Below are 20796 nucleotides of genomic sequence, written 5' to 3' on the forward strand. Positions count from 1 at the left end.
CATCCGTTGATAGACAGCCCATGGAGCATCGAATGCAGACCCAACATGTCCTGACGCCAAACCTCGATATTGCCTGCGAAACACACGGCCCCAGCACCGGTGACCCGGTCATCCTGCTCCACGGTTTCCCCTACTCCCCCCGCGCCTACGACGACATCGCGCCAGCCCTCGCCGCAAAGGGCTACCGCGTGATCGTTCCGTACCTGCGCGGCTACGGCCCGACCCGTTTCAACTCCCCCGCCACCCTGCGCTCTGGCCAGCAGGCCGCCCTCGCCCAGGATTTGCTGGACCTGATGGACGCTCTCGCCATCAAACAGGCCGCGCTGTGCGGTTATGACTGGGGCGGTCGGGCGGCGTGCATTGTCGCGGCGCTAAGGCCGGAGCGGGTGCGCTGCCTGGTGACCGGGGACGGTTACAACCTGCAGAACATCCCCCGCTCCACCCAGCCTCTGGATCCGCAGACTGAACATCGTCTCTGGTATCAGTATTACTTCCACACCCCGCGCGGCGTGGAAGGCTTGACCCAAAACCGCCGGGCCCTGTGCGAACTGCTCTGGCGCCTGTGGTCACCGACCTGGGCGCAAAATGCCGAACGATATCCCTTGAGCGCGCCAGCCTTCGATAATCCGGATTTCGTCGACGTAGTAATTCACTCGTACCGGCACCGGTTCATGTATGCGCCCGGCGACCCGACGCTGGAATGGATGGAAGAAGCGCTGACCCGACAACCGGCAATCAGCGTGCCGACAATTTCCCTGTGCGGTGCCGATGACGGTGTGGGACCCGCGCCTGAAGTCGATGAAGACGCCGAGCATTTTACCGGCCCCTACGAACACCGAGTGTTGGCGGGCGTCGGGCATGACATTCCCGAGGAAGCACCCGAGGCGACGCTCAAGGCATTACTGGATCTGCTGGAGGGCTGACGGAAAACCGCTCGCGATAAGCCTGCGGTGTCACGCCCATGGCCCGCAGAAAACTGCGGCGCAGGGTCTCTTCGCTACCAAACCCGCATTGCACCGCGACCCGTTTGATCGGTACGCCGGTGTCGCTGAGCAGTCGTCGCGCGGTCTCGACCCGAATCAGTTCTATGGCCCGCGCCGGGGTCTGGCCGGTGTCAGCGCGGTAGTGACGGACGAAGCTGCGCTCGCTCATCCCGGCCTGCAAGGCCAAGGTCGGGATGCCAAGGTCCTTGGTGAGGTTTTCGCTGATCCAGGCGTGAAGCTCGTCGAATCGGTTGCCTTCTTTTTGCAAAGACAGGGTTACGCTGAACTGCGACTGGCCCCCCGGACGCTTGAGAAACACCACCAGTTGCCGGGCGACTTCGAGGGCCATGGTTCGGCCGAGGTCTTGTTCGACCATGGCCAGCGCCAGGTCAATGCCCGCGGTAACCCCGGCCGAGGTCCAGACCGGACCGTCGTTGATGAAGATCGGGTTGGGTTCGACCTGCAGTTTGGGATGCTGCTGCGCCAATTGCTCGCAGCGGGTCCAGTGCGTCACCACCCGTCGACCATCAAGCCAGCCGCTGGCCGCCAGCAAAAACGCCCCGGTACACACCGACGACACCCGCCGGCAATCTCGCGCATGCTCACGCACCCACGCCACCAGCGACGCGTCCTGCGCCGCCGCGTAAACGCCCCAGCCACCGGCAATGATCAAGGTGTCGCTGCCCCGATCCGGCAGCGGCTCCGCCAACAGTGCCAACCCCGCCGACGACATCACCGCCCCGCCACCGCTGGCAATCACTGACGGTGCATAGGGCGGCGGCAGACCTTGCTGGCGGGCAATGTCGTTGGCCGAGGCAAACACCTGCAACGGCCCGGTGACATCGAGCACTTGCACGTTGGCGAAGGCCAGCACATGAATGGTTTTCGGGTGGTTTGGCATGATTGGCGTAATTCGTGGGGTTATTGGCGTATTCGCCAAATCCTACGAGCCTACAGTGAAGCCGTCCACCCCAATCAGGAGAAAAACGCCATGACGTTGCAGATCGGTTTACTGTTGTTTCCACAGGTTCAACAACTGGACCTGACCGGCCCTTATGACGTGCTGGCCTCGCTGCCGGACGTGAAGGTGCACCTGATCTGGAAGGACCTGGTGCCCGTCACCGCGAGTACCGGGCTGGTGTTGAAACCGACCATCACCTTCGACGATTGCCCGCCGCTGGATGTGATCTGCATTCCCGGAGGTGGCGGCGTCGGCCCATTGATGGAGGATGAACAAACCCTGGCCTTCATCAAGACTCAGGCCGCCACGGCGCGGTATGTCACCTCGGTCTGCACCGGTGCCCTGGTGCTTGGCGCGGCAGGGCTGCTCAAGGGCAAGCGCGCCACCACGCACTGGGCGTATCACGAGTTGCTCGGGCTGTTGGGGGCGATCCCGGTGAAGGATCGGGTGGTGCGCGACGGCAATCTGCTGACCGGTGGCGGGATCACCGCGGGAATCGATTTTGCCCTGACCCTGGCCGCTGAATTGTTCGATAAGGACACCGCGCAACTGGTGCAATTGCAGCTGGAATACGCCCCGGCACCGCCGTTTGCTTCGGGCAGCCCCGAGACAGCGCCAGCCGGCGTGCTGGAGGAAGCCCGTAAACGTGCTGCCGGGTCGTTGAAATTACGTACGGAAATCACCGAACGTGCAGCGGCGAAACTCGACCTCCAGTGAAAGAGATGGCCGCGGGGGGCTATCCCCCCGCAGCCAGTCACTCACGCCGGCCATTCGGCACAAACAGCTCGAACGAGTCATCGCCATAAGCCCGCTCCACTTTAGCGATCACCACTTGATAACCCGCATACCACTTGCGGTACTGGCGCTTGGCCTCCAGGTGCCTGGGGTGGCTGGCGAATTCCCGGATAGAGGTTTCGTCCTGCCAGTAGTAACTGGCGTTGACCAGTTCGCCATCGGCCGAGCACCAGGACTGGGTACCGACGAACCCTTCGATGCTGATCGCGACTTCGTCGATCAACGTGCTCAACAGGTTGAACTCCTCGTCTCGTTGCCCGGGTTTGTAGATAAACGATGCGATGTACATGCAGAGGTTCCTTTTCAGTGAATGAGTCAGGCTGGCCGTGTCATCAGGGCCAACCGGACGGCGAGCAACAGCAATACCGCAGCCAGCCCCAATGACTGCCATGTGGCGAATGTCGACGTGCTGGAAATACGCCGGCTGACCGTGCTGCCGAAAACCCCGAGCAGGGTGTGAAACACGCCACTGACCAGGGTCAGCACCATGCCCAGCAGCACCAGCTGTACGGCAATCGAGCCTCGTTGCGCGTTAACGAATTGCGGCAGGAACACCATGAAAAACAGCAAGGCCTTGGGGTTCAGCAGGCTGTTGAGCATCGCCCGGATCAGCAGGGTCTTGAGCGGCACCTGCGCAACATCCGACGTGCCGCTGGCCGATGGCTTTTGCAACGCTTTGAACGCCAGCCACAGCAGGTACAGAACGCCGGCATAACGGATCAGGTCGAAGGCCGGTGGCCAACTGGCAACCAGTGCCGTAACCCCCATCGCGGTCAACGCGGTCAGGATCAGATCGGCCAGACCAATGCCCAATCCCGACGCCACACCACCGCGCCAGCCATAACTGGCACCATGGCTGATTACGAAGGCCATGTTCGGTCCGGGTGACAGCAGCAACAGCATCACCGCGCCGACGAAAATCGATAAGGTCGCAGGGTCAATCACAGCGAAGTCTCCGTCCTGGAAAGCCTGTAGATTAGAGCGCCAATCTGATACAAACAAAAAATTGATCCAGATACAAAGAGCGCTCACCCATGACCCGTATTCGCTACAAACGCCTGGTGGATCAGTTCGCCGGGAAGATTCGCAGCGGTGAACTGCCACCCGCCACGCAATTGCCGACCATTCGCGCGTTGATGCAGAGCGAACGGATCGCCCTGGCCACGGCTTTGCGGGTCTATCACGAGTTGGAGGCGATCGGCCTGGTGGTCGGCGAGACCGGTCGTGGCACCTTTGTGCGCGACACGTCCTTGCCTCGCGGACTGGGGTTGGAACAGCAACCACTGGGCATCGGCACGGTGGACCTGACCTTCAATTACCCGTCGGTACCCGGTCAGGACGAGTTATTGCGCGAGGGTTTGCGAGCGATTGCCGCCTCCGGGGATATCGATGCGCTATTGCATTCCGCGCCTCAGGGCGGGCGGCCGCATGAACGGCAGACGGCGGCCCGGCATTTACGCAATCGGGACATTCGGGTGGGGGGCGATCAGGTTCTGATCGTCAACGGCGCCCAGCAAGGTCTTGCCGTGACGCTGATGGCACTGCTCAAGCCGGGAGATATTCTGGCCCTCGACGCCCTCACCTACCCCGGCCTGAAAACCTTGGCCCAGGCCCATCGGCTGGACCTCGAAGCCCTCCCGCAAATCGCCGGGCACACCGACCTCGACGCCCTGGAAGCGCTGTGCAAGCGGCGCCCCGTGCGGGCGCTCTACAGCATGCCGACGATGCACAATCCGTTGGGGACGGTGATGTCCATCGCCGACCGTGAACGCCTGGTGCAATTGGCCGAGCGATACGACTTTCTGATCATCGAAGACGGCGCCTATGCCTTCCTCGCAGAACCGGCACCCAAACCGCTGTTTACCCTGGCCCCGCAGCGCACGCTGTACATCAGCGGCCTGTCGAAAAGCGTTGCCTCGGGCCTGCGCATCGGTTTCATCGTTGCACCGAAAGCGATGATGCCGGCGCTGGAGCAAGCCATCCGAGTGTCGACATGGAGCACCCCGTCGCTGACCGTCGCGCTGGCCTGCCGCTGGATCGATAGCGGCGAAGTCGACAACCTCGAAGAGCAAAAACGCCTGGACGCCCGGCAGCGACAGGACCTGGCTCGGCAAATCCTGAAAAACTGCGAACTGGTGGCGCATCCCGCTTCCTACTACCTCTGGCTCAGATTGCCCGAAGGCTTGCGGGCCGAAACGGTGGTTGCCGAGCTGGAACGAAAAGGCGTGCAGGTGACCAGCGCCGCACCCTTTGCCACGACCACTCATGTGCCTCCTGCACTGCGGGTGGCCATGGGATCGATCAGCCTCGACGTGTTGAAGCGCGCCCTGGAGACTCTGCGCGAAGTCGTGGACATCTGACGGACTTTTCTGACACCCATAAAAAAACCCGCCTAAGCGGGTTTCTCAAGACCATTGCGACATCCTGTCGGCAGCCATCCTGGCGTATGGTCGATCATCCGTGATCCTGAACACGTCCTGTGTTCAGTTGATGGATCCAGATTAAACACATTGGCAAAGCTTCAAAAGACGACATAACAGCGGCTGCGTGTAAGCCATTGACCATTCAGCACCTGAAAGCAGCCCCTGTAGCAGCTGCCGAAGGCTGCGTTCGGCAGCTGCTACTAGTACGGGTACAGGTACGGGAGATCGGTCGCAGTTTCCTGCAGACGAAAAAAAACCCGCCGAAGCGGGTTTTCCCAAGACCATATCGACTCCCTGTCGGCAGCAATCCTTGCTTATGGTCGATCATCCGTGACCCTGAGCACTTCCTGTGCTTCAGTTGATGGGGCTAGATTACGCTTCGGATCCAATCAGCAATAGACGATATAGCTACTACCGCGTGTAAGACATTCGCTATAGCCACCCTTCCGAAAACCCTTGGACGTATCCACCATCATGGGCCGAAGCCGCGAATTTCGCGGCTTGCAGCCATCAACTTCCCTGACGCTCGTGGGCCTTGGTGTTTTCTGCCAGAAACTGTTCGATGTTGTTCATCTGCTCATCCCAGCCACGGCTGTCCATGCGGAAAGCCTTGAGCCTGCGCGACTGGGGAACGTGATCGAAACCGGACTCGACGACCGTCAACAGCGTGCCTTCGTCCATGTCCTGGAGTTCGAATTTCACCAGCGTGGTGGGCTCCTGAGAGTAATCGACTTCCGGCTCCACCGCATACGGGTGCCAGCGAAACGAAAACACCCGCTCCGGCTCGACCCGCTCCACCAGTACATTCCACAACAAGTGCTCATAACCAGGATACGTAATCTGCCCCTGGGTCCACTCGCCGGCGACAAAGCGCTTGCCTTCGAGTGCCACGCCGAACCATTGTCCGAACATTTCGGCATTGGCCAGCATGCGCCAGACCCGCGAGCGCGGCGCCTTGAGCAGGATCTTCCTTTCGATGCGATCTGATGCTGGGTTCATAAGTCACCTCCTGTATTGAACAGTAGGCCCGTAAAGACCAGAAGACCAACCTAAAAGTTGTATCAAACGGCTGATGCAATCAACCGTACCTGAAATATTCGGCCTCGATTTTGGCCATAAGTTCTGGTTTGAAAGGCACAGTCAACGGATTGAAACTGCTAACGTTTGCAACGACGTGCAACCTTACAAGGAAGATTCATGCAGCCTTCACTCACGGAGCGTTATCGCGCAACCCTGTTTGGGCTTGCTTGCGCAGATGCTATCGGCACCAGTGTCGAATTCCAGCCACGCGGCTCGTTCGAGCCCCTGACCGATATGGTTGGCGGCGGCCCGTTCAATCTGAAGCCGGGGCAATGGACCGATGACACATCCATGGCACTTTGCCTGGCTGAAAGTCTGCTGAACAAAAAAGGTTTTGATGCGGCTGACCAGATGGGCCGTTACCTCAACTGGTGGCAATGGGGTTACCAGAGTTCGACCGGCGAATGCTTCGACATTGGCATGACCGTACGTGACGCGCTGGCTCGTTATCAGAAAACCGGTCAGCCATTCGCAGGCTCCTCCGATCCCGACACGGCGGGCAACGGTTCGCTGATGCGGCTGGCGCCGGTAGTCTTGTACTACTTTCCCGACCGCGACCGGATCAGGACGTTTTCCGTAGACAGTTCGCGTACTACCCATGCCGCGCCGGAGGCACTTGAATGCTGTCAGTTGCTTGCCGAACTGCTCCGCAAGGCATTGCTAGGCGCCACCAAGCCGGATTTGCAGCGCCTGCCAGAGACAATATTCCTGGAACCAAAAGTCATGGCCATCGCCCGAGGCGACTACCTCGACAAGTCCAAAGACGATATCCGGGGCAGCGGCTACTGCGTTGCATCACTGGAAGCGGCCTTGTGGTGCTTTCACCACACTGACAGTTTTGCAGCCGCCATCCTCGAAGCCGCGAACCTGGGTGACGACGCCGATACCACTGCCGCCATCGTCGGTCAGTTGGCCGGGGCTCACTATGGTGCGCAGGCCATCCCTGAAGGCTGGCTGGCGAAGTTGCACAGGCGCGCTGACATCCAGGTTTGTGCGGACCAGTTACTCGCGGCTTCAGGCGCCCTTTCTACAAGCTGAAGCCTGCGTCTTCGCTACACTGCAACCTCCTCTTTTCAATTGTCACAGCGAGAATTCCCATGCCCCCACGCTTGCTCCTGGCACTGACGCCGCTGCTGTTCACCCCTCTTGCGCATGCCGTCGACTGCGACAACGCCACCGACCAGACGACGATGAATCAGTGCGCAGCGCAGCAGAACAAGGCCGCCGACAAGGAGCTGAATGCGCTTTACCAGCAGATCACCACGCGATTGAAGGACAGCCCTGACGCCAAGAAGCTGTTGGTCGGTGCCCAGCGCTCATGGATTGCGTTTCGCGATGCCGAGTGCAAGTTCTCGGCGTCCGGAGTGGAGGGAGGCAGTGTTTACCCGCTGATCTATAGCAACTGCACCACGGCGCTGACCAAGGCGCGGGTCGAAGCCTTCAAGACTTACTTGAAGTGTAAGGAAGGGGATTTGAGTTGCCCGGTGCCTGAGGCGTGATGCTGCGGCGTTCTTGAGGCCGCCGCGTGCCAGCTTAACGATCACTATAAAAATCAATCAGTTACTTGAAATAACTGGCTTATGGGCGCGTCTGAACGAGATCGCCCGCGTCTAATATCGCGATACCTGTTGCAGTGTGAGACAAGCATAGAGGCCCCCGGCCGGAACACTTCATCGCCCGGCGATTGACGATGCTGCAGTGCAGGCGCGAAATGTGGGTTCACCGATTGCCAGTCAGAGGGTAAGAACATGGCAAGCATAACGGTCCTGGCGGGGGACTTTCTGCAGGGTGATGGAGAGTACACAGACGGCGTTTTCACGCTCAGGACGTCGCTTCACCCGTGGCCCGGCATCACCCTCCCGCTCTCATTGTTCAAGAGTGTAGAAGTGGCCAACGAGGATTCGATCAACAACATCAAGGATGTCATCGGCTTCGGCGTGGCGGGGGCCATGTTGCTGGGGCCTATCGGCGCAATTGCCGGCTTCATGTTGGCTGGCAAGGAAACCGAGGTAACCTTTCTGGCCACACTCAAGGATGGAAGAAGGTTGCTGGCGGCTGTAGACAGCGACACGTTCGATGAGATTTCCCGAAAAATCCCGTCCTGACATGACAGACGCACGCCGCACCATCGACAGGTGCGGCGTGACATCGGTTCAGCTGTAGAACGTCGGGTGAACGCCTTTGTGAGCCTCGATTTCCAACCGCATATCAGCCACCAGCGAAGCAATTGCATGGGGGCTGTCCAGTGTCCACACCGGAATGTGAGTGGCCACCAGATCCACTTTGCCGGTCATGCAATCGCAGACCCGAATCGTCAGGGACTGGTCCGCCTCCATGCTGCAGGTGCACACGGCGGGCAGAAAACTTTGCTCGATGATGTTTTGGATTTCCAGGGGTGATAGGAACATCGCTACCTCCCTCACGCCAGATGGATGCCGGGCAAATGCTCCGTCATTTCACCCTTTAGCCTGAAAATTCTAATCCTCATTAGCGGGTGTCTCAAGGCTGTGACAGGTTGCTCGTCGTCTCATCGGGCTGTCGCGATTTGCGACACCTCCAAGCGAGTCGCCCGCCCCCTCGCATCACTCAAAACCCCGCCGACACTGGGCGATCAGCCCCTTCCCGGCACTTGGCACAGCCATTGCCAAACATTGAGCAAGCCCCCGTTTTCACGCACAACAAGAGGTCTTGCCATGCCCCTCCCTTATCTGCTTCCCGCCACCTCGGCGTTCATCCAGCGCGCACCGCGCATGCTCATTGGCGGTGACTGGGTCGAGGCCGCCGACGGCCAGACCATGCCCCTGCGCCAAGGGTGATGTCTTGCAGGCCGCTGCCCTTGATACGGTCGGCGCGAACTTCGACGGCGAGGATGGTGGCGTCGGAATTGGCGAGGATGATCAGCCCTTCCTTGCCTTGGCGATCGGCCAGATAGTCGATGGCCGGCATCGCCGCATCGATCAACAACCGATTGCTCGCCAGCAGCCCGTCGAGACTGGCGCTCGAGAGTGTCGAGCTTAGCCTTTCAATACCCGCGCCAGCGTCGACTTCACTTTGCCCATGCCATCATGCAGTGCCTGTTCAATCTCGGCCATGGTAATGACCGCCGTCGATTTGCCCGCCGCGGGGTTCACCACCAGCGCCAGACAGGCATAGTCCAGTTCCAGTTCACGCGCCAATGCAGCTTCTGGCATACCGGTCATGCCGACGATGTCGCAACCGTCACGTTCCAGCCTCGCGATTTCAGCAACTGTTTCCAGACGTGGCCCTTGAGTGCAGGCGTACACGCCATGGCTGCTATAGCCGACGCCTTCAGCCGCCAACGCCGCGATTAATCGCTGACGCAGGGGTTCGCTGTAGGGATAGCTGAAGTCGATGTGTGTAACGTGTTCCAGGTCATCGGCGAAATAGGTGTGTTCGCGACCGCTGGTGTAGTCGATCAATTGATGCGGCACGCAGAAATGCCCGGTGCCCATCGCGGCATGAATCCCGCCCACGGCGTTGACCGCGAGAATCGCTTCAGCTCCGGCCTGCTTCAAGGCCCACAGATTGGCGCGGTAGTTCACCTGATGCGGCGGGAAGCGGTGCGGGTGGCCGTGACGTGCGAGAAACAGCACTTCCTTGCCGGCGTACTCACCGATCTGCACCTCGGCCGAAGGCACACCGTAAGGGGTGTCCACCGCCAATGACTGACGAATGCTCAAGCCTTCGAGTTGAGTCAGGCCGGTGCCACCGATAATCGCGTAAACCGTCATAACGAAAAGTCCTTAATCAATCAATTGAGCTTCTTTGAGCGCGCCGACGGCCGTCAGCCAGCGCGGGTCTTGACGGTATTCGGTGCTGGCGTACGCCTGCCCACGCATCCGCGCTATACGCGCCGAAGGCTTGACCTTCAACCGCTGGGCGGCACTCAAAGCCAACTCGGCAGCCGCACGGTCGTTGCACACCAGGCCCATGTCGCAACCGGCGGTCAATGCCGCTTCGATGCGACTGGCGGCATCGCCCACCACGTGCGCACCGGCCATCGACAGGTCGTCACTGAAGATCACGCCATCAAACTGCAGCTCGCCGCGCAGGATGTCCTGCAACCAGCGACGGGAGAAGCCGGCAGGCTGGGAATCGACTTGTGGATAAATAACGTGGGCCGGCATGACGGCGGCCAATTGCTTGCTCAATCGCGCGAATGGCACCAGGTCGTTGGCGCGGATCTCTTCGAGGCTGCGCTCGTCGTTGGGAATCGCAACGTGGGAATCGGCCTCGGCCCAGCCATGACCGGGGAAATGCTTGCCGGTGGCAGCCATCCCGGCGCTGTTCATGCCGCGGATGAAAGCACCGGCGAGCAAGGCTGCGCGCTCGGGATCACCTTCGAACGAACGGGTACCGACCACCGCACTGCGCTGGTAATCCAGATCCAGCACCGGGGCGAAGCTCAGGTCGAGACCGACCGCGAGCACTTCGGTCGCCATGATCCAGCCGCACTGTTCGGCCAGGTATTCGGCATTCGGGTTGTCGGCGATGGCGCGCATGGCGGGCAGTCGCACGAAGCCCTGACGCAGCCGCTGAACCCGACCGCCCTCCTGGTCGACCGCCAGCAGCAGATCGGGACGAATGGCGCGGATCGCGGCGCTCAATTCGCGCACCTGACGCGGGTGTTCGATGTTGCGGGCAAAAATGATCAGGCCGCCCACTTCGGGCTGGCGCAACAATTGGCGATCTTCAGACGTCAGCCAGGTACCGGCGACGTCCACCATCAACGAGCCTTGCAGGCCAGCAGTCATGGAAATTCCTTGAATACGATAAACCCGGCTCGCACGAATTCGCCGCCATGGGCTAAGCCCGGCAGGTCGGCGATATCAATGAGGGGGTTCAAAACGAGAGTCGGCATGGGCGCCTAGCTTAGCGGATGTCCGCCACCGCGCCCACCCGTGTGCGGTTAAACCTTGGCGGCTACCGGAGTCGATTTACTGCGCGGACGCAATTGCGCGGCGGCCATGGCGGTGTCGGTGACGCCGGTTTCGGCACGCATGCCCGCAGCCAGGAATGGCACCATCAGACGCATCACTTGCTCGATGGAAGTGTTGACGCCGAAATCGGTCTCGGCAATCGCACGCAAGGCCTTGATCCCCGACATGCTGAATGCCGCTGCACCGAGCATGAAGTGCACGCGCCAGAACAGTTCGATCGGAGGAATGCGTGGCGCGGCTTCGTTGACCAGCAGCATGTAGCGGCGGAAAACCTTGCCGTACATGTCTTCCAGATAACGACGCAAGTGCCCTTGGCTCTGACTGAAAGCCAGCCCCAGCAAACGCATGAAGATGGACAGGTCGTTGCCGCTGCGTGGTTGCACCACCAAGGCTTGCTCGACGAGGATCTCCAGCAATTCTTCGAGGGTCGGTTTGTTCTCGGGTTTGGCCTGACGGCGCTCCAGCTCTTTATCGAGACTGAGGCAGAACGGCCCGAGAAAACGCGAGAAGACCGCTTGAATCAGCGCCTTCTTCGATCCGAAGTGATAGTTCACCGCCGCCAGATTGACACCGGCCTTGCTGGTGATCAGACGCAACGAGGTTTCAGCGAAACCTTTTTCCGCGAACAATTGCTCGGCAGCATCGAGAATGCGTTCAACGGTTTCCGACTGGGCCATGGCTACTCCGCCTGACAAACACTTGTTTGAAACATACGTTTCAGCCCAGGCCTTGTCAAGTCTGGCGGGTTCGTTTTGGGAATGGTCGGTCAGCTATTTAACCATACAACACTGGCGCTTCAATCGGCGAGCTGAATGACCGTCCAGCGGCCGGCAAAAAAAGGGGCATTGCCAAGACCGGTTCACTGTATATAATCCCAGTCACTGTATAAAAAGACAGAGCGATCAATATGCTAAAGCTGACGCCACGCCAAGCAGAGATTCTGGCCTTCATCAAACGCTGCCTCGAAGACAACGGCTACCCGCCAACCCGCGCGGAAATCGCTCAGGAACTGGGCTTCAAGTCGCCCAACGCGGCGGAAGAACACCTCAAGGCACTGGCCCGCAAGGGCGCGATCGAGATGACCCCGGGCGCCTCCCGTGGCATTCGCATCCCCGGCTTCGAAGCCAAGGCCGACGATTCTACCCTGCCGATCATCGGCCGAGTGGCAGCAGGCGCTCCGATCCTCGCCCAGCAGCACATCGAAGAATCCTGCAACATCAACCCTTCGTTCTTCCACCCTCGCGCTGACTATCTGTTGCGGGTCCATGGCATGAGCATGAAGGACGTCGGCATTTTCGACGGAGACCTACTGGCCGTCCATACCACCCGCGAAGCCCGTAACGGTCAGATCGTGGTGGCGCGGATTGGCGACGAAGTGACCGTCAAGCGCTTCAAGCGCGACGGCAGCAAAGTCTGGCTGATTGCCGAAAACCCTGAATTTGCCCCTATCGAAGTCAACCTGAAAGATCAGGAACTGGTGATCGAAGGCTTGAGCGTCGGCGTGATTCGCCGCTAAAGGAGGCTTTATGCAGTTCCCACACACTTCACAGCAAGCCCAACTGCCGTTGTTCGAGGCATTCATGGCGCAGCCGCTGGCGCCGATCCTGAAAGAAGTGGTCGAGTCGCCCTGGAGCGCCGAGCCCGAAGTCTTCAGCGAGCTGTCATTGCGTGGCGCGGCCGGGAACTGCCTGAACCTTCTGGCACCAATCCTCAGGGAGCTGAGCCAGGATCAGGACGCTCGCTGGCTGACGCTGATCGCCCCGCCCGCCAGCCTGACCCAGGCCTGGCTGCGAGACGCCGGCCTGAACCGTGAACGCATTCTGCTGCTGCAACCACGCGGCACACAGAGCGCTCAGCAGCTGACCTGTGAAGCTTTGCGACTTGGCCGCAGCCATACGGTCGTCAGCTGGCTAAACCCGTTGAGCACATCGTCGCGGCAACAGCTGATCAGCGCCGCCCGTACCGGGGATGCGCAAAGTCTGAATATTCGGCTGGGTTAACTGACAAAACAGTGTTTGCACTGAACAGCGCGGGGCTTCTCCAAGGATAGAGAAGCCGGTCTGTAGAGGTATCCGCAAAATCCGACGGGCGGGATCAATGAAGAACCCGTGGCCCCTCTTCCTTATCAAATTCGCCTTCAACCAGGCGTCCTGCCATCTGAACACCGACGCTCAACATCGCCTTGGCGACTTCCACGTGCTGGCCTTGCAGGAAAGCCTTGGCATCCTCGGAGAAATCCAAAGTAACCAGAGAACCCTCGTCCTCGGCCCTACGCAGCTCGATTCGGCCGTCTGGTAACTCGACAATTTCTAGAAAGGACGTTGGCATAAAGGACTGTTCTCCACGAAAGGCAGGGATTATATAGGCATCGGCCAAGCTTCGCTCAGGATCTTGACCAGATGCCATCACGAAGAGAAATTTCTGACATCACGCTTCCTTGAGCGGACCATTCACCGAGCACTCAATCTTTCAGCACTCGTTCAGCCCGTCGCGAAACCGGATCGCCAAGCTTTTCAGATTCTGGCGCCAGCTCTCCAGTTCTTCCCGGCTCAGCTCTTCAGACGCCTCTTCTTCGTCCAGGTTGACGGCCAGAATAAGCGGCTGCGTCACATCACCCTTGGGCTTGTGTGGAGCACGCGGCGGTTGAAACAGTGCGGCATAAGCCGACAGCAGCTTGGCCAGCCAGGTTTCAGGGTTTTGCGCCAACTCGACCATCTCGGCCATTTCCGGAATAGCGATGGTTTCGAGTACTTCGCGGGTCAGCAGCATCTCTGCCCGTGGCGCATTGGCCTGAGGCAAGCGATAGAAACCGGCGATTTCATGGCACAGCCCCAACAGCGCCCCGTACAGGTGAAACAACGCCGATTCGCGACCGGCCTGAATCAGCGCCAGGGAGTTCATCGCTCGCCCCTCTTCGGCCTTGGCGAGCGCTTCCAGCGACAAGCCGGCGAAATAAATTTTCTGGTTGGTACGGGTATAGAGTTCGTGGGCCATGACGGCAGCCTCCACAACGAAATAATTGCTTCACGCAGGTCTGACAGTGTCATGGATCACCCAAGCTCACCGCAAGCCCAAAACAAAAAGGCCGCATGAAAACCCGAGGGTTGTCATGCGGCCTTTTTATGTGCAGCGGCTTTTAAGCCTTGGCTGCTGGACGCTTGTCTTCAACCGTCCACTTGCCACCATCGTAATACGCTTTCCAGCCAGTCGGCTTACCGTCGACTTCCGTCTGCACGTATTGCTCTTTGGTCTTGCGGCTGTAACGGATCACTGCTGGCAGACCGTCAGGATCTTTCTTCGGTGCTTCGCAGAGGAAGTGGTACTTCGGATCGATCTCATCCTTGTGCGGCACGATCTCGACGACCAATGGCGCACGGGTCTCGCGGTTTTTCGGGAACTGGCTGGCCGCCAGGAACAGGCCGGAAGCACCGTCACGCAGGATATAGGTGTCGTTGACCTTTTCGCATTTGAGCTCAGGCATCTTCACCGGATCCATCTTCGGCGGCGCCGCATCACCGCTTTTCAGCAGCTTGCGGGTGTTCTTGCAGGTTGCGTTGGTGCAACCGAAGAACTTGCCGAAACGGCCGGTCTTGAGCTGCATCTCGCTGCCGCACTTGTCGCATTCCAGGATCGGACCTTCGTAGCCCTTGATGCGGTAAGCGCCCTCTTCGATCTCGTAGCCTGCGCAATCCGGGTTGTTACCGCAGATGTGCAGCTTGCGCTTCTCGTCGAGCAGGTAAGCGTCCATCGCCGTGCTGCAGATCGGGCAACGGTGCTTGCCGCGCAGAACCAGCGACTCCGACTCGCCCTCGTCGTCCGCAGCGATTTCGTCGCCCGGCACCAGGTTGACGGTGGCCTTGCAGCGCTCTTTTGGCGGCAGGCTGTAGCCCGAGCAACCGAGAAACACGCCGGTCGATGCAGTACGAATCTGCATCGGACGACCGCACACCACACATGGAATATCAGTCATTACCGGCTGGTTGGCGCGCATGCCGCCTTCGGCGCTTTCGGCCACTTCGAGTTTCTTCTTGAAGTCGCCGTAGAACTCGTCGAGCACGTTTTTCCAGTCGCGCTCACCCTGGGCCACGTCATCGAGATTCTCTTCCATGCCGGCGGTGAAGCCGTAGTCCATGAGATTGGAGAAGCTCTCGGCCAGACGCTCGGTGACGATGTCGCCCATCTTTTCCGAATAGAAACGACGGTTGTGCAGCGCCACGTAGCCGCGGTCCTGGATGGTCGAAATGATCGCCGCGTAGGTCGAAGGACGACCGATGCCGCGTTTTTCCATTTCCTTTACCAGGCTCGCTTCCGAGTAACGCGCCGGCGGCTTGGTGAAGTGCTGGGTCGGATCAAGCTTGATCAGCTTCATCGCATCGCCCTGGGCCATGTCCGGCAGCACGTCGTCATCGCCAGGCTTGGTGATTTGCGGCATGACGCGAGTGTAACCGTCGAACTTCAGGATGCGGCCCTTGGCGCGCAACTCGAAGTCACCGGCACCGACGGTGACCGTGGTCGACAGGTATTGGGCCGGCAGCATCTGGCAGGCGAGGAACTGGCGCCAGATCAGCTCGTAAAGCCGCTCGGCATCACGCTCCATGCCCGACAGCTTGCTTGGCTCGGTATTGGCGTCAGACGGACGAATCGCTTCGTGAGCCTCTTGTGCGCCTTCCTTGCTGCTGTAGACGTTCGGGGTTTCCGGCAGGTACTTCTTGCCGAATTCGCCTTCAATATAAGTACGCGCCATCGTCACGGCATCGGCCGAGAGGTTGGTGGAGTCGGTACGCATATAAGTGATGTAGCCGGCTTCGTACAGACGCTGGGCCATCATCATGGTTTTCTTCACACCGAAGCCCAGGCGGTTGCTCGCGGCCTGCTGCAGGGTGGAGGTGATGAACGGTGCCGACGGCTTGCTGCTGGTCGGTTTGTCTTCGCGCTTGACGATGCTGTAGCTGGAAGCCTTGAGCTTCTCCAGCGCGGCCATGGCCTGGGCTTCGTTGAGCGGCTTGAAGGCTTCGCCTTTCTCGCGAGCCACGTCGAAGCGCACAGTCGCGCCCTTGGCGGTGCCGAGGTCAGCGTGAACTTCCCAGTACTCTTCCGGGTTGAACGCGCGGATTTCGCGCTCACGCTCAACCACCAGCTTCACGGCAACCGATTGCACGCGACCGGCGGACAGGCCACGAGCAACCTTGGCCCACAGCAGCGGCGAAACCATGTAACCCACCACGCGGTCGAGGAAGCGACGCGCCTGCTGAGCGTTTACGCGATCGATGTCCAGCTCGCCCGGCTGGGAGAAAGCTTCCTGGATCGCTTTTTTGGTGATTTCGTTGAACACCACGCGCTTGTAGCGGCTGTCGTCACCACCGATGGCTTCGCGCAGGTGCCAGGCAATGGCTTCCCCCTCGCGATCCAAGTCGGTTGCGAGATAGATGGTGTCAGCATCTTTGGCGAGCCGGCGCAGCTCTTCGATAACCTTTTCCTTGCCCGGGAGGATCTCGTACTTGGCTTTCCAGCCATGATCGGGATCGACACCCATGCGCGAGACCAGCTGCTTGCGCGCTTTCTCTTTCGGCGTGAGCACCGGACCTTCGCCTGCGGCGGCCTTGCCACGCTTGGCGGCAGGCTCTTTGCTGGCGCTAGCCGAACCGCTGGTGGGCAGGTCTCGGATATGGCCGATACTCGACTTCACCACGTATTGGTTACCCAGATACTTGTTGATGGTCTTGGCCTTAGCCGGGGATTCCACAATGACCAGCGATTTGCCCATGGATCAGAAAATTCCTGAATTCTAGAAGTGAAAGGCGGTTGGCGCCTGACGCGGCACCGCTATATATAGTGGCTACAAGGTGAGGTCAAGCGCAGGGTTCTGCGCGCACTCCCCTTATGGCTGCGGAAAAATGCTCGGTTCGGCTTGCACCAAAGCAAAGCGTGGCACCTGTTCGCCGTCAACCTCGACCGACTCCAGGAACATGCTCAAGGGACGTACCCAAAAGCCGTAATCGCCATACAGGGCTTGGTAGAAGACTACTTCTTCTTCGGTCTCCGAATGCCGCGCAACACTGAATACGCGGTACTGCGGACCTTTGTAATGTTGGTAGAGCCCAGGTTGTATCGGCATGCTTTGGCCCTCACTCAAATTTTTTCAAAATAAAAACAAAAATAAATCCGGAAAAACAAAAACCGGGGCACTTGGCCCCGGCTTCCATCGACGAAACGCTTAAACGCGTTCGAAGACGGTGGAGATACCTTGGCCGAGACCAATGCACATGGTAGCCACCCCGAAGGTGCCGCCATTCTGCTTCATCACGTTCAGCAAGGTGCCCGAAATACGTGCACCGGAGCAACCGAACGGGTGACCCAGGGCGATCGCGCCGCCGTGCAGGTTAACCTTCTCGTTCATCTTGTCGAGCACTTTCAAATCTTTCAGCACTGGCAGGGCCTGTGCAGCGAAAGCTTCGTTGAGCTCGAAGAAGTCGATATCGTTGATGCCAAGACCCGCGCGCTTCAATGCTTTCTGCGTTGCCGGTACTGGACCATAGCCCATGATCGCCGGGTCCACACCTGCCACTGCCATCGAGCGAATCACCGCCAGCGGCTGGATGCCCAGGTCCTGGGCACGCTGTGCCGACATCACGATCATGCACGAAGCACCGTCGGTGATCTGCGACGAAGTACCAGCGGTCACGGTGCCGCCCTTCGGATTAAACGCTGGTTTCAGAGCCGCCAGGCTTTCCAGGGTGGTTTCCGGACGAATGGTTTCGTCGTAGTCGAACAGTTTCAGGAAACCGTTCTCGTCGTAGCCCTGCATCGGGATGATTTCGTCCTTGAACTTGCCTTCCACGGTCGCCTTGTGGGCGAGTTGGTGGGAGCGCACGCCAAAGGCGTCCTGCTGTTCGCGAGTAATGCCGTGCATTTTGCCGAGCATTTCCGCAGTCAGGCCCATCATGCCCGAGGCTTTCGCCGCGTACAGGGACATGTGCGGGTTCGGATCGACACCGTGCATCATGCTCACATGACCCATATGCTCGACGCCGCCAACGACGAACACGTCACCGTTGCCGGTCATGATTGCTTGCGCGGCAGTGTGCAGCGCACTCATCGACGAGCCACACAGACGGCTGACGGTCTGGCCGGCCGAGGTGTGTGGAATCTGAGTCATCAGGGACGCCATGCGGGCGATGTTCCAGCCCTGTTCCAGGGTCTGGTTAACGCAGCCCCAGATCACGTCTTCGACTTCGCTCGGGTCGACCTTGACGTTGCGTTCCAGCAATTTGCTGATCAGGTGTGCCGACATGTCTTCGGCGCGGGTGTTGCGGTGCATGCCGCCCTTGGAGCGGCCCATCGGCGTACGACCGAAGTCGACAATCACGACGTCTCTAGGATTCAAGCTCATATACTTTCACTCTCGCTCTAGTGTGGGCGCTTAACCGAAGAAGCTCTGACCGTTCTTGGCCATTTCACGCAGCTTCGCGGTCGGGTGGTACAGCGCGCCCAAATCAGCGTACTGGTCAGCCAGGGCAACGAACTCTGCAACACCGATCGAATCGATGTAGCGCAGCGCACCGCCACGGAATGGAGGGAAACCAATACCGTAGACCAGACCCATGTCGGCTTCGGCGGCGGTTTCGACGATGCCGTCTTCCAGGCAGCGCACGGTTTCCAGGCACAGCGGGATCATCATCCAGTTGATGATGTCTTCGTCAGTGACTTCGAGCTGTTGGAAAACGATCGGCTTGAGCACTTCCAGCACCGACGGATCGGCGACTTTCTTCTGCTTGCCGCGCTTGTCGGTCTCGTAGGCGTAGAAACCCTTGCCATTTTTCTGGCCCAGGCGCTTGGCTTCATAGAGCACGTCGACGGCCGAACGGCGATCGTCCTTCATGCGATCCGGGAAGCCTTCAGCCATGACGTCACGACCATGGTGGCCGGTGTCGATGCCGACCACGTCCATCAGGTATGCCGGGCCCATTGGCCAGCCGAACTTCTCCATGACCTTGTCGATGCGGACGAAGTCCACGCCGGCGCTGACCAGCTTGGCGAAACCGCCGAAGTACGGGAACAGCACACGGTTGACCAGGAAGCCCGGGCAGTCGTTGACGACGATCGGGTTCTTGCCCATTTTCTTGGCGTAGGCAACGGTGGTGGCAACGGCCACTTCGCTGGACTTCTCGCCACGGATCACTTCAACCAGCGGCATCATGTGCACCGGGTTGAAGAAGTGCATGCCGACGAAGTTTTCCGGACGCTTGAGGGCTTTGGCCAGCAAGGTGATGGAAATGGTCGAGGTGTTGGACGCCAGAATGGTGTCCTCTTTGACCTTGTCTTCGACTTCGGCCAGAACGGCTTGCTTGACCTTCGGGTTCTCGACCACGGCTTCGACCACCAGGTCGACGTGACCGAAATCGCCGTAGGACAGGGTCGGACGAATGCCGTTGAGCACTTCGGCCATCTTCGCCGGGGTCATGCGACCTTTATCAACGCGGCCAACCAGCAGCTTGGCGGCTTCGGCCAGACCTTGCTCGATACCGTGCTCGTTGATGTCCTTCATCAGGATCGGCGTGCCTTTGGAGGCCGACTGATAAGCGATACCGCCACCCATGATGCCGGCGCCCAATACGGCGGCCTGCTTCACTTCCTTGGCGATTTCGTCGTAGGCCTTGGCCTTTTTCTTCAGCTCCTGATCGTTCAGGAACAGACCGATCAAGCTCTGTGCGGCAGAGGTCTTGGCCAGTTTGACGAAACCGGCGGCTTCGACTTCCAGGGCCTTGTCGCGACCGAAGTTCGCAGCTTTCTGGATGGTCTTGATCGCTTCGACCGGCGCCGGGTAGTTCGGGCCTGCTTGGCCGGCCACGAAACCTTTGGCGGTTTCGAACGACATCATTTGTTCGATGGCGTTGAGCTTGAGCTTTTCGAGCTTCGGCTGACGCTTGGCCTTGTAGTCAAACGTACCGGAGATGGCGCCTTTGATCAGGTTCAGCGCCGCTTCGTGCAACTTCTGCGAGTCGACCACCGCGTCGACGGCACCGACTTTCAGTGCGTCTTCAGCGCGGTTTTCCTTACCGGCGGCAATCCATTCGATGGCGTTGTCGGCACCGATGATGCGCGGCAGGCGCACGGTACCACCGAAGCCTGGGTAGATGCCCAGCTTGACTTCCGGCAGACCGATTTTGGCGGTGCTGGCCATGACGCGGAAATCCGCCGCCAGGCACATTTCCAGACCGCCACCCAGTGCGATGCCATTGATCGCGGCAACAGTCGGGACGTTGAGGTCTTCGAAATCGCTGAAAATCTTGTTGGCTTCGAGGTTGCCAGCAACAAGCTCGGCATCCGGCAGCTTGAAGTTGTCGACGAATTCGGTGATGTCGGCGCCGACGATGAATACGTCCTTGCCACTGCTGACGATCACACCCTTGATCGAAGCATCTGCCTTGATGGTGTCTACAGCCTGACGCAGCTCGTTCAGGGTAAGACGGTTGAACTTGTTGACGGACTCACCCTTGAGGTCGAACTTCAGTTCGACGATGCCACTTTCAAGAGCCTTAACCGTGATGGCTTTACCTTCGTAAATCATCAACTGATCTCCACGATATGGAAGC

22 protein-coding genes and 1 pseudogene are annotated in these 20796 nt (G+C 59.5%); 8 read left to right on the forward strand and 15 right to left on the reverse strand.

What is annotated here, in order from left to right:
- Positions 1–32: 32 nt before the first annotated feature.
- Positions 33–923, forward strand: a complete 891-nt coding sequence (locus tag LOY28_RS20075; protein ID WP_258612433.1) for an alpha/beta fold hydrolase — start codon at positions 33–35, stop codon at positions 921–923.
- Here the strand turns inward: LOY28_RS20075 and LOY28_RS20080 are convergent.
- Positions 892–1884, reverse strand: coding sequence for a GlxA family transcriptional regulator (locus tag LOY28_RS20080; RefSeq protein WP_258612434.1), 993 nt, complete (start codon positions 1882–1884; stop codon positions 892–894). The genes LOY28_RS20075 and LOY28_RS20080 overlap by 32 nt on opposite strands.
- A gap of 90 nt (positions 1885–1974) precedes the next feature.
- On the opposite strand from LOY28_RS20080, the gene inhA reads away from it, so the two are divergent.
- Positions 1975–2661 carry an isonitrile hydratase gene (gene inhA / locus LOY28_RS20085; protein ID WP_064619088.1) on the forward strand — a complete coding sequence of 229 codons (687 nt, stop codon included), beginning with the start codon at positions 1975–1977 and terminating at the stop codon, positions 2659–2661.
- Positions 2662–2698: 37 nt separating this feature from the next.
- On the opposite strand, the gene LOY28_RS20090 is transcribed toward inhA, so the two are convergent.
- A complete protein-coding gene (locus LOY28_RS20090) occupies positions 2699–3028 on the reverse strand; it encodes an antibiotic biosynthesis monooxygenase (protein ID WP_018925331.1) in 330 nt (109 codons plus the stop codon).
- 26 nt (positions 3029–3054) lie between these two features.
- Complete coding sequence (locus LOY28_RS20095) at positions 3055–3684, reverse strand: LysE family translocator (RefSeq protein WP_018925330.1); 630 nt, start codon at positions 3682–3684, stop codon at positions 3055–3057.
- A gap of 89 nt (positions 3685–3773) precedes the next feature.
- Here LOY28_RS20095 and LOY28_RS20100 point away from each other — a divergent pair, with 89 nt between their 5' ends.
- Positions 3774–5099, forward strand: coding sequence for a PLP-dependent aminotransferase family protein (locus LOY28_RS20100; protein WP_258612435.1), 1326 nt, complete (start codon positions 3774–3776; stop codon positions 5097–5099).
- Positions 5100–5672: 573 nt separating this feature from the next.
- On the opposite strand, the gene LOY28_RS20105 is transcribed toward LOY28_RS20100, so the two are convergent.
- Positions 5673–6161, reverse strand: a complete 489-nt coding sequence (locus tag LOY28_RS20105; protein ID WP_018925328.1) for an SRPBCC family protein — start codon at positions 6159–6161, stop codon at positions 5673–5675.
- Positions 6162–6359: 198 nt separating this feature from the next.
- Here LOY28_RS20105 and LOY28_RS20110 point away from each other — a divergent pair, with 198 nt between their 5' ends.
- From LOY28_RS20110 to LOY28_RS20120, 3 genes are all read left to right on the forward strand, one after another.
- Positions 6360–7280, forward strand: coding sequence for an ADP-ribosylglycohydrolase family protein (locus tag LOY28_RS20110; RefSeq protein ID WP_018925327.1), 921 nt, complete (start codon positions 6360–6362; stop codon positions 7278–7280).
- 59 nt (positions 7281–7339) lie between these two features.
- Complete coding sequence (locus LOY28_RS20115) at positions 7340–7741, forward strand: lysozyme inhibitor LprI family protein (protein ID WP_258612436.1); 402 nt, start codon at positions 7340–7342, stop codon at positions 7739–7741.
- Between the two features lie 249 nt (positions 7742–7990).
- On the forward strand, positions 7991–8347 hold the full coding sequence (locus LOY28_RS20120; RefSeq protein WP_019579919.1) for a hypothetical protein: 357 nt from the start codon (positions 7991–7993) through the stop codon (positions 8345–8347).
- 48 nt (positions 8348–8395) lie between these two features.
- On the opposite strand, the gene LOY28_RS20125 is transcribed toward LOY28_RS20120, so the two are convergent.
- From LOY28_RS20125 to LOY28_RS20145, 5 genes and pseudogenes are all read right to left on the reverse strand, one after another.
- Positions 8396–8650, reverse strand: coding sequence for a DUF1652 domain-containing protein (locus LOY28_RS20125; RefSeq protein WP_007933158.1), 255 nt, complete (start codon positions 8648–8650; stop codon positions 8396–8398).
- Between the two features lie 370 nt (positions 8651–9020).
- Positions 9021–9245 (reverse strand): annotated as a pseudogene (locus LOY28_RS20130) (sigma-54-dependent Fis family transcriptional regulator); the annotation flags it as partial.
- A gap of 11 nt (positions 9246–9256) precedes the next feature.
- The gene (locus LOY28_RS20135; RefSeq protein WP_258612437.1) at positions 9257–9994 is read right to left on the reverse strand and encodes an S-methyl-5'-thioinosine phosphorylase; all 738 of its coding nucleotides are present in this window, start codon (positions 9992–9994) and stop codon (positions 9257–9259) included.
- A 12-nt stretch (positions 9995–10006) separates the two neighbouring features.
- The gene (gene nagZ / locus LOY28_RS20140) at positions 10007–11017 is read right to left on the reverse strand and encodes a beta-N-acetylhexosaminidase (protein ID WP_019579917.1); all 1011 of its coding nucleotides are present in this window, start codon (positions 11015–11017) and stop codon (positions 10007–10009) included.
- 155 nt (positions 11018–11172) lie between these two features.
- Positions 11173–11880 carry a TetR/AcrR family transcriptional regulator gene (locus LOY28_RS20145; protein WP_018925321.1) on the reverse strand — a complete coding sequence of 236 codons (708 nt, stop codon included), beginning with the start codon at positions 11878–11880 and terminating at the stop codon, positions 11173–11175.
- Positions 11881–12110: 230 nt separating this feature from the next.
- On the opposite strand from LOY28_RS20145, the gene lexA reads away from it, so the two are divergent.
- Entirely contained in the window at positions 12111–12719 is a 609-nt protein-coding gene (gene lexA, locus LOY28_RS20150) for a transcriptional repressor LexA (RefSeq protein WP_026286346.1), read from the forward strand.
- Positions 12720–12729: 10 nt separating this feature from the next.
- On the forward strand, positions 12730–13203 hold the full coding sequence (sulA, locus tag LOY28_RS20155; protein ID WP_018925320.1) for an SOS-induced cell division inhibitor SulA: 474 nt from the start codon (positions 12730–12732) through the stop codon (positions 13201–13203).
- Positions 13204–13297: 94 nt separating this feature from the next.
- Here sulA and LOY28_RS20160 read toward each other — a convergent pair whose 3' ends face one another.
- The 6 genes from LOY28_RS20160 to fadB form a co-directional block, all read right to left on the reverse strand.
- The gene (locus LOY28_RS20160; protein ID WP_007933173.1) at positions 13298–13531 is read right to left on the reverse strand and encodes a hypothetical protein; all 234 of its coding nucleotides are present in this window, start codon (positions 13529–13531) and stop codon (positions 13298–13300) included.
- A gap of 141 nt (positions 13532–13672) precedes the next feature.
- A complete protein-coding gene (locus tag LOY28_RS20165; protein WP_064619098.1) occupies positions 13673–14197 on the reverse strand; it encodes a DUF6586 family protein in 525 nt (174 codons plus the stop codon).
- A 142-nt stretch (positions 14198–14339) separates the two neighbouring features.
- Positions 14340–16967 carry a type I DNA topoisomerase gene (topA, locus tag LOY28_RS20170; RefSeq protein ID WP_258612438.1) on the reverse strand — a complete coding sequence of 876 codons (2628 nt, stop codon included), beginning with the start codon at positions 16965–16967 and terminating at the stop codon, positions 14340–14342.
- A gap of 114 nt (positions 16968–17081) precedes the next feature.
- The gene (locus tag LOY28_RS20175; RefSeq protein ID WP_007933188.1) at positions 17082–17318 is read right to left on the reverse strand and encodes a DUF1653 domain-containing protein; all 237 of its coding nucleotides are present in this window, start codon (positions 17316–17318) and stop codon (positions 17082–17084) included.
- 99 nt (positions 17319–17417) lie between these two features.
- Positions 17418–18593 carry an acetyl-CoA C-acyltransferase FadA gene (gene fadA / locus LOY28_RS20180; RefSeq protein WP_007933190.1) on the reverse strand — a complete coding sequence of 392 codons (1176 nt, stop codon included), beginning with the start codon at positions 18591–18593 and terminating at the stop codon, positions 17418–17420.
- 30 nt (positions 18594–18623) lie between these two features.
- A complete protein-coding gene (gene fadB, locus LOY28_RS20185; RefSeq protein ID WP_018925315.1) occupies positions 18624–20771 on the reverse strand; it encodes a fatty acid oxidation complex subunit alpha FadB in 2148 nt (715 codons plus the stop codon).
- Between the last annotated feature and the right edge of the window lie 25 nt (positions 20772–20796).

This window comes from Pseudomonas sp. B21-017 (assembly GCF_024749245.1).
Taxonomy (GTDB): Bacteria; Pseudomonadota; Gammaproteobacteria; order Pseudomonadales; family Pseudomonadaceae; genus Aquipseudomonas.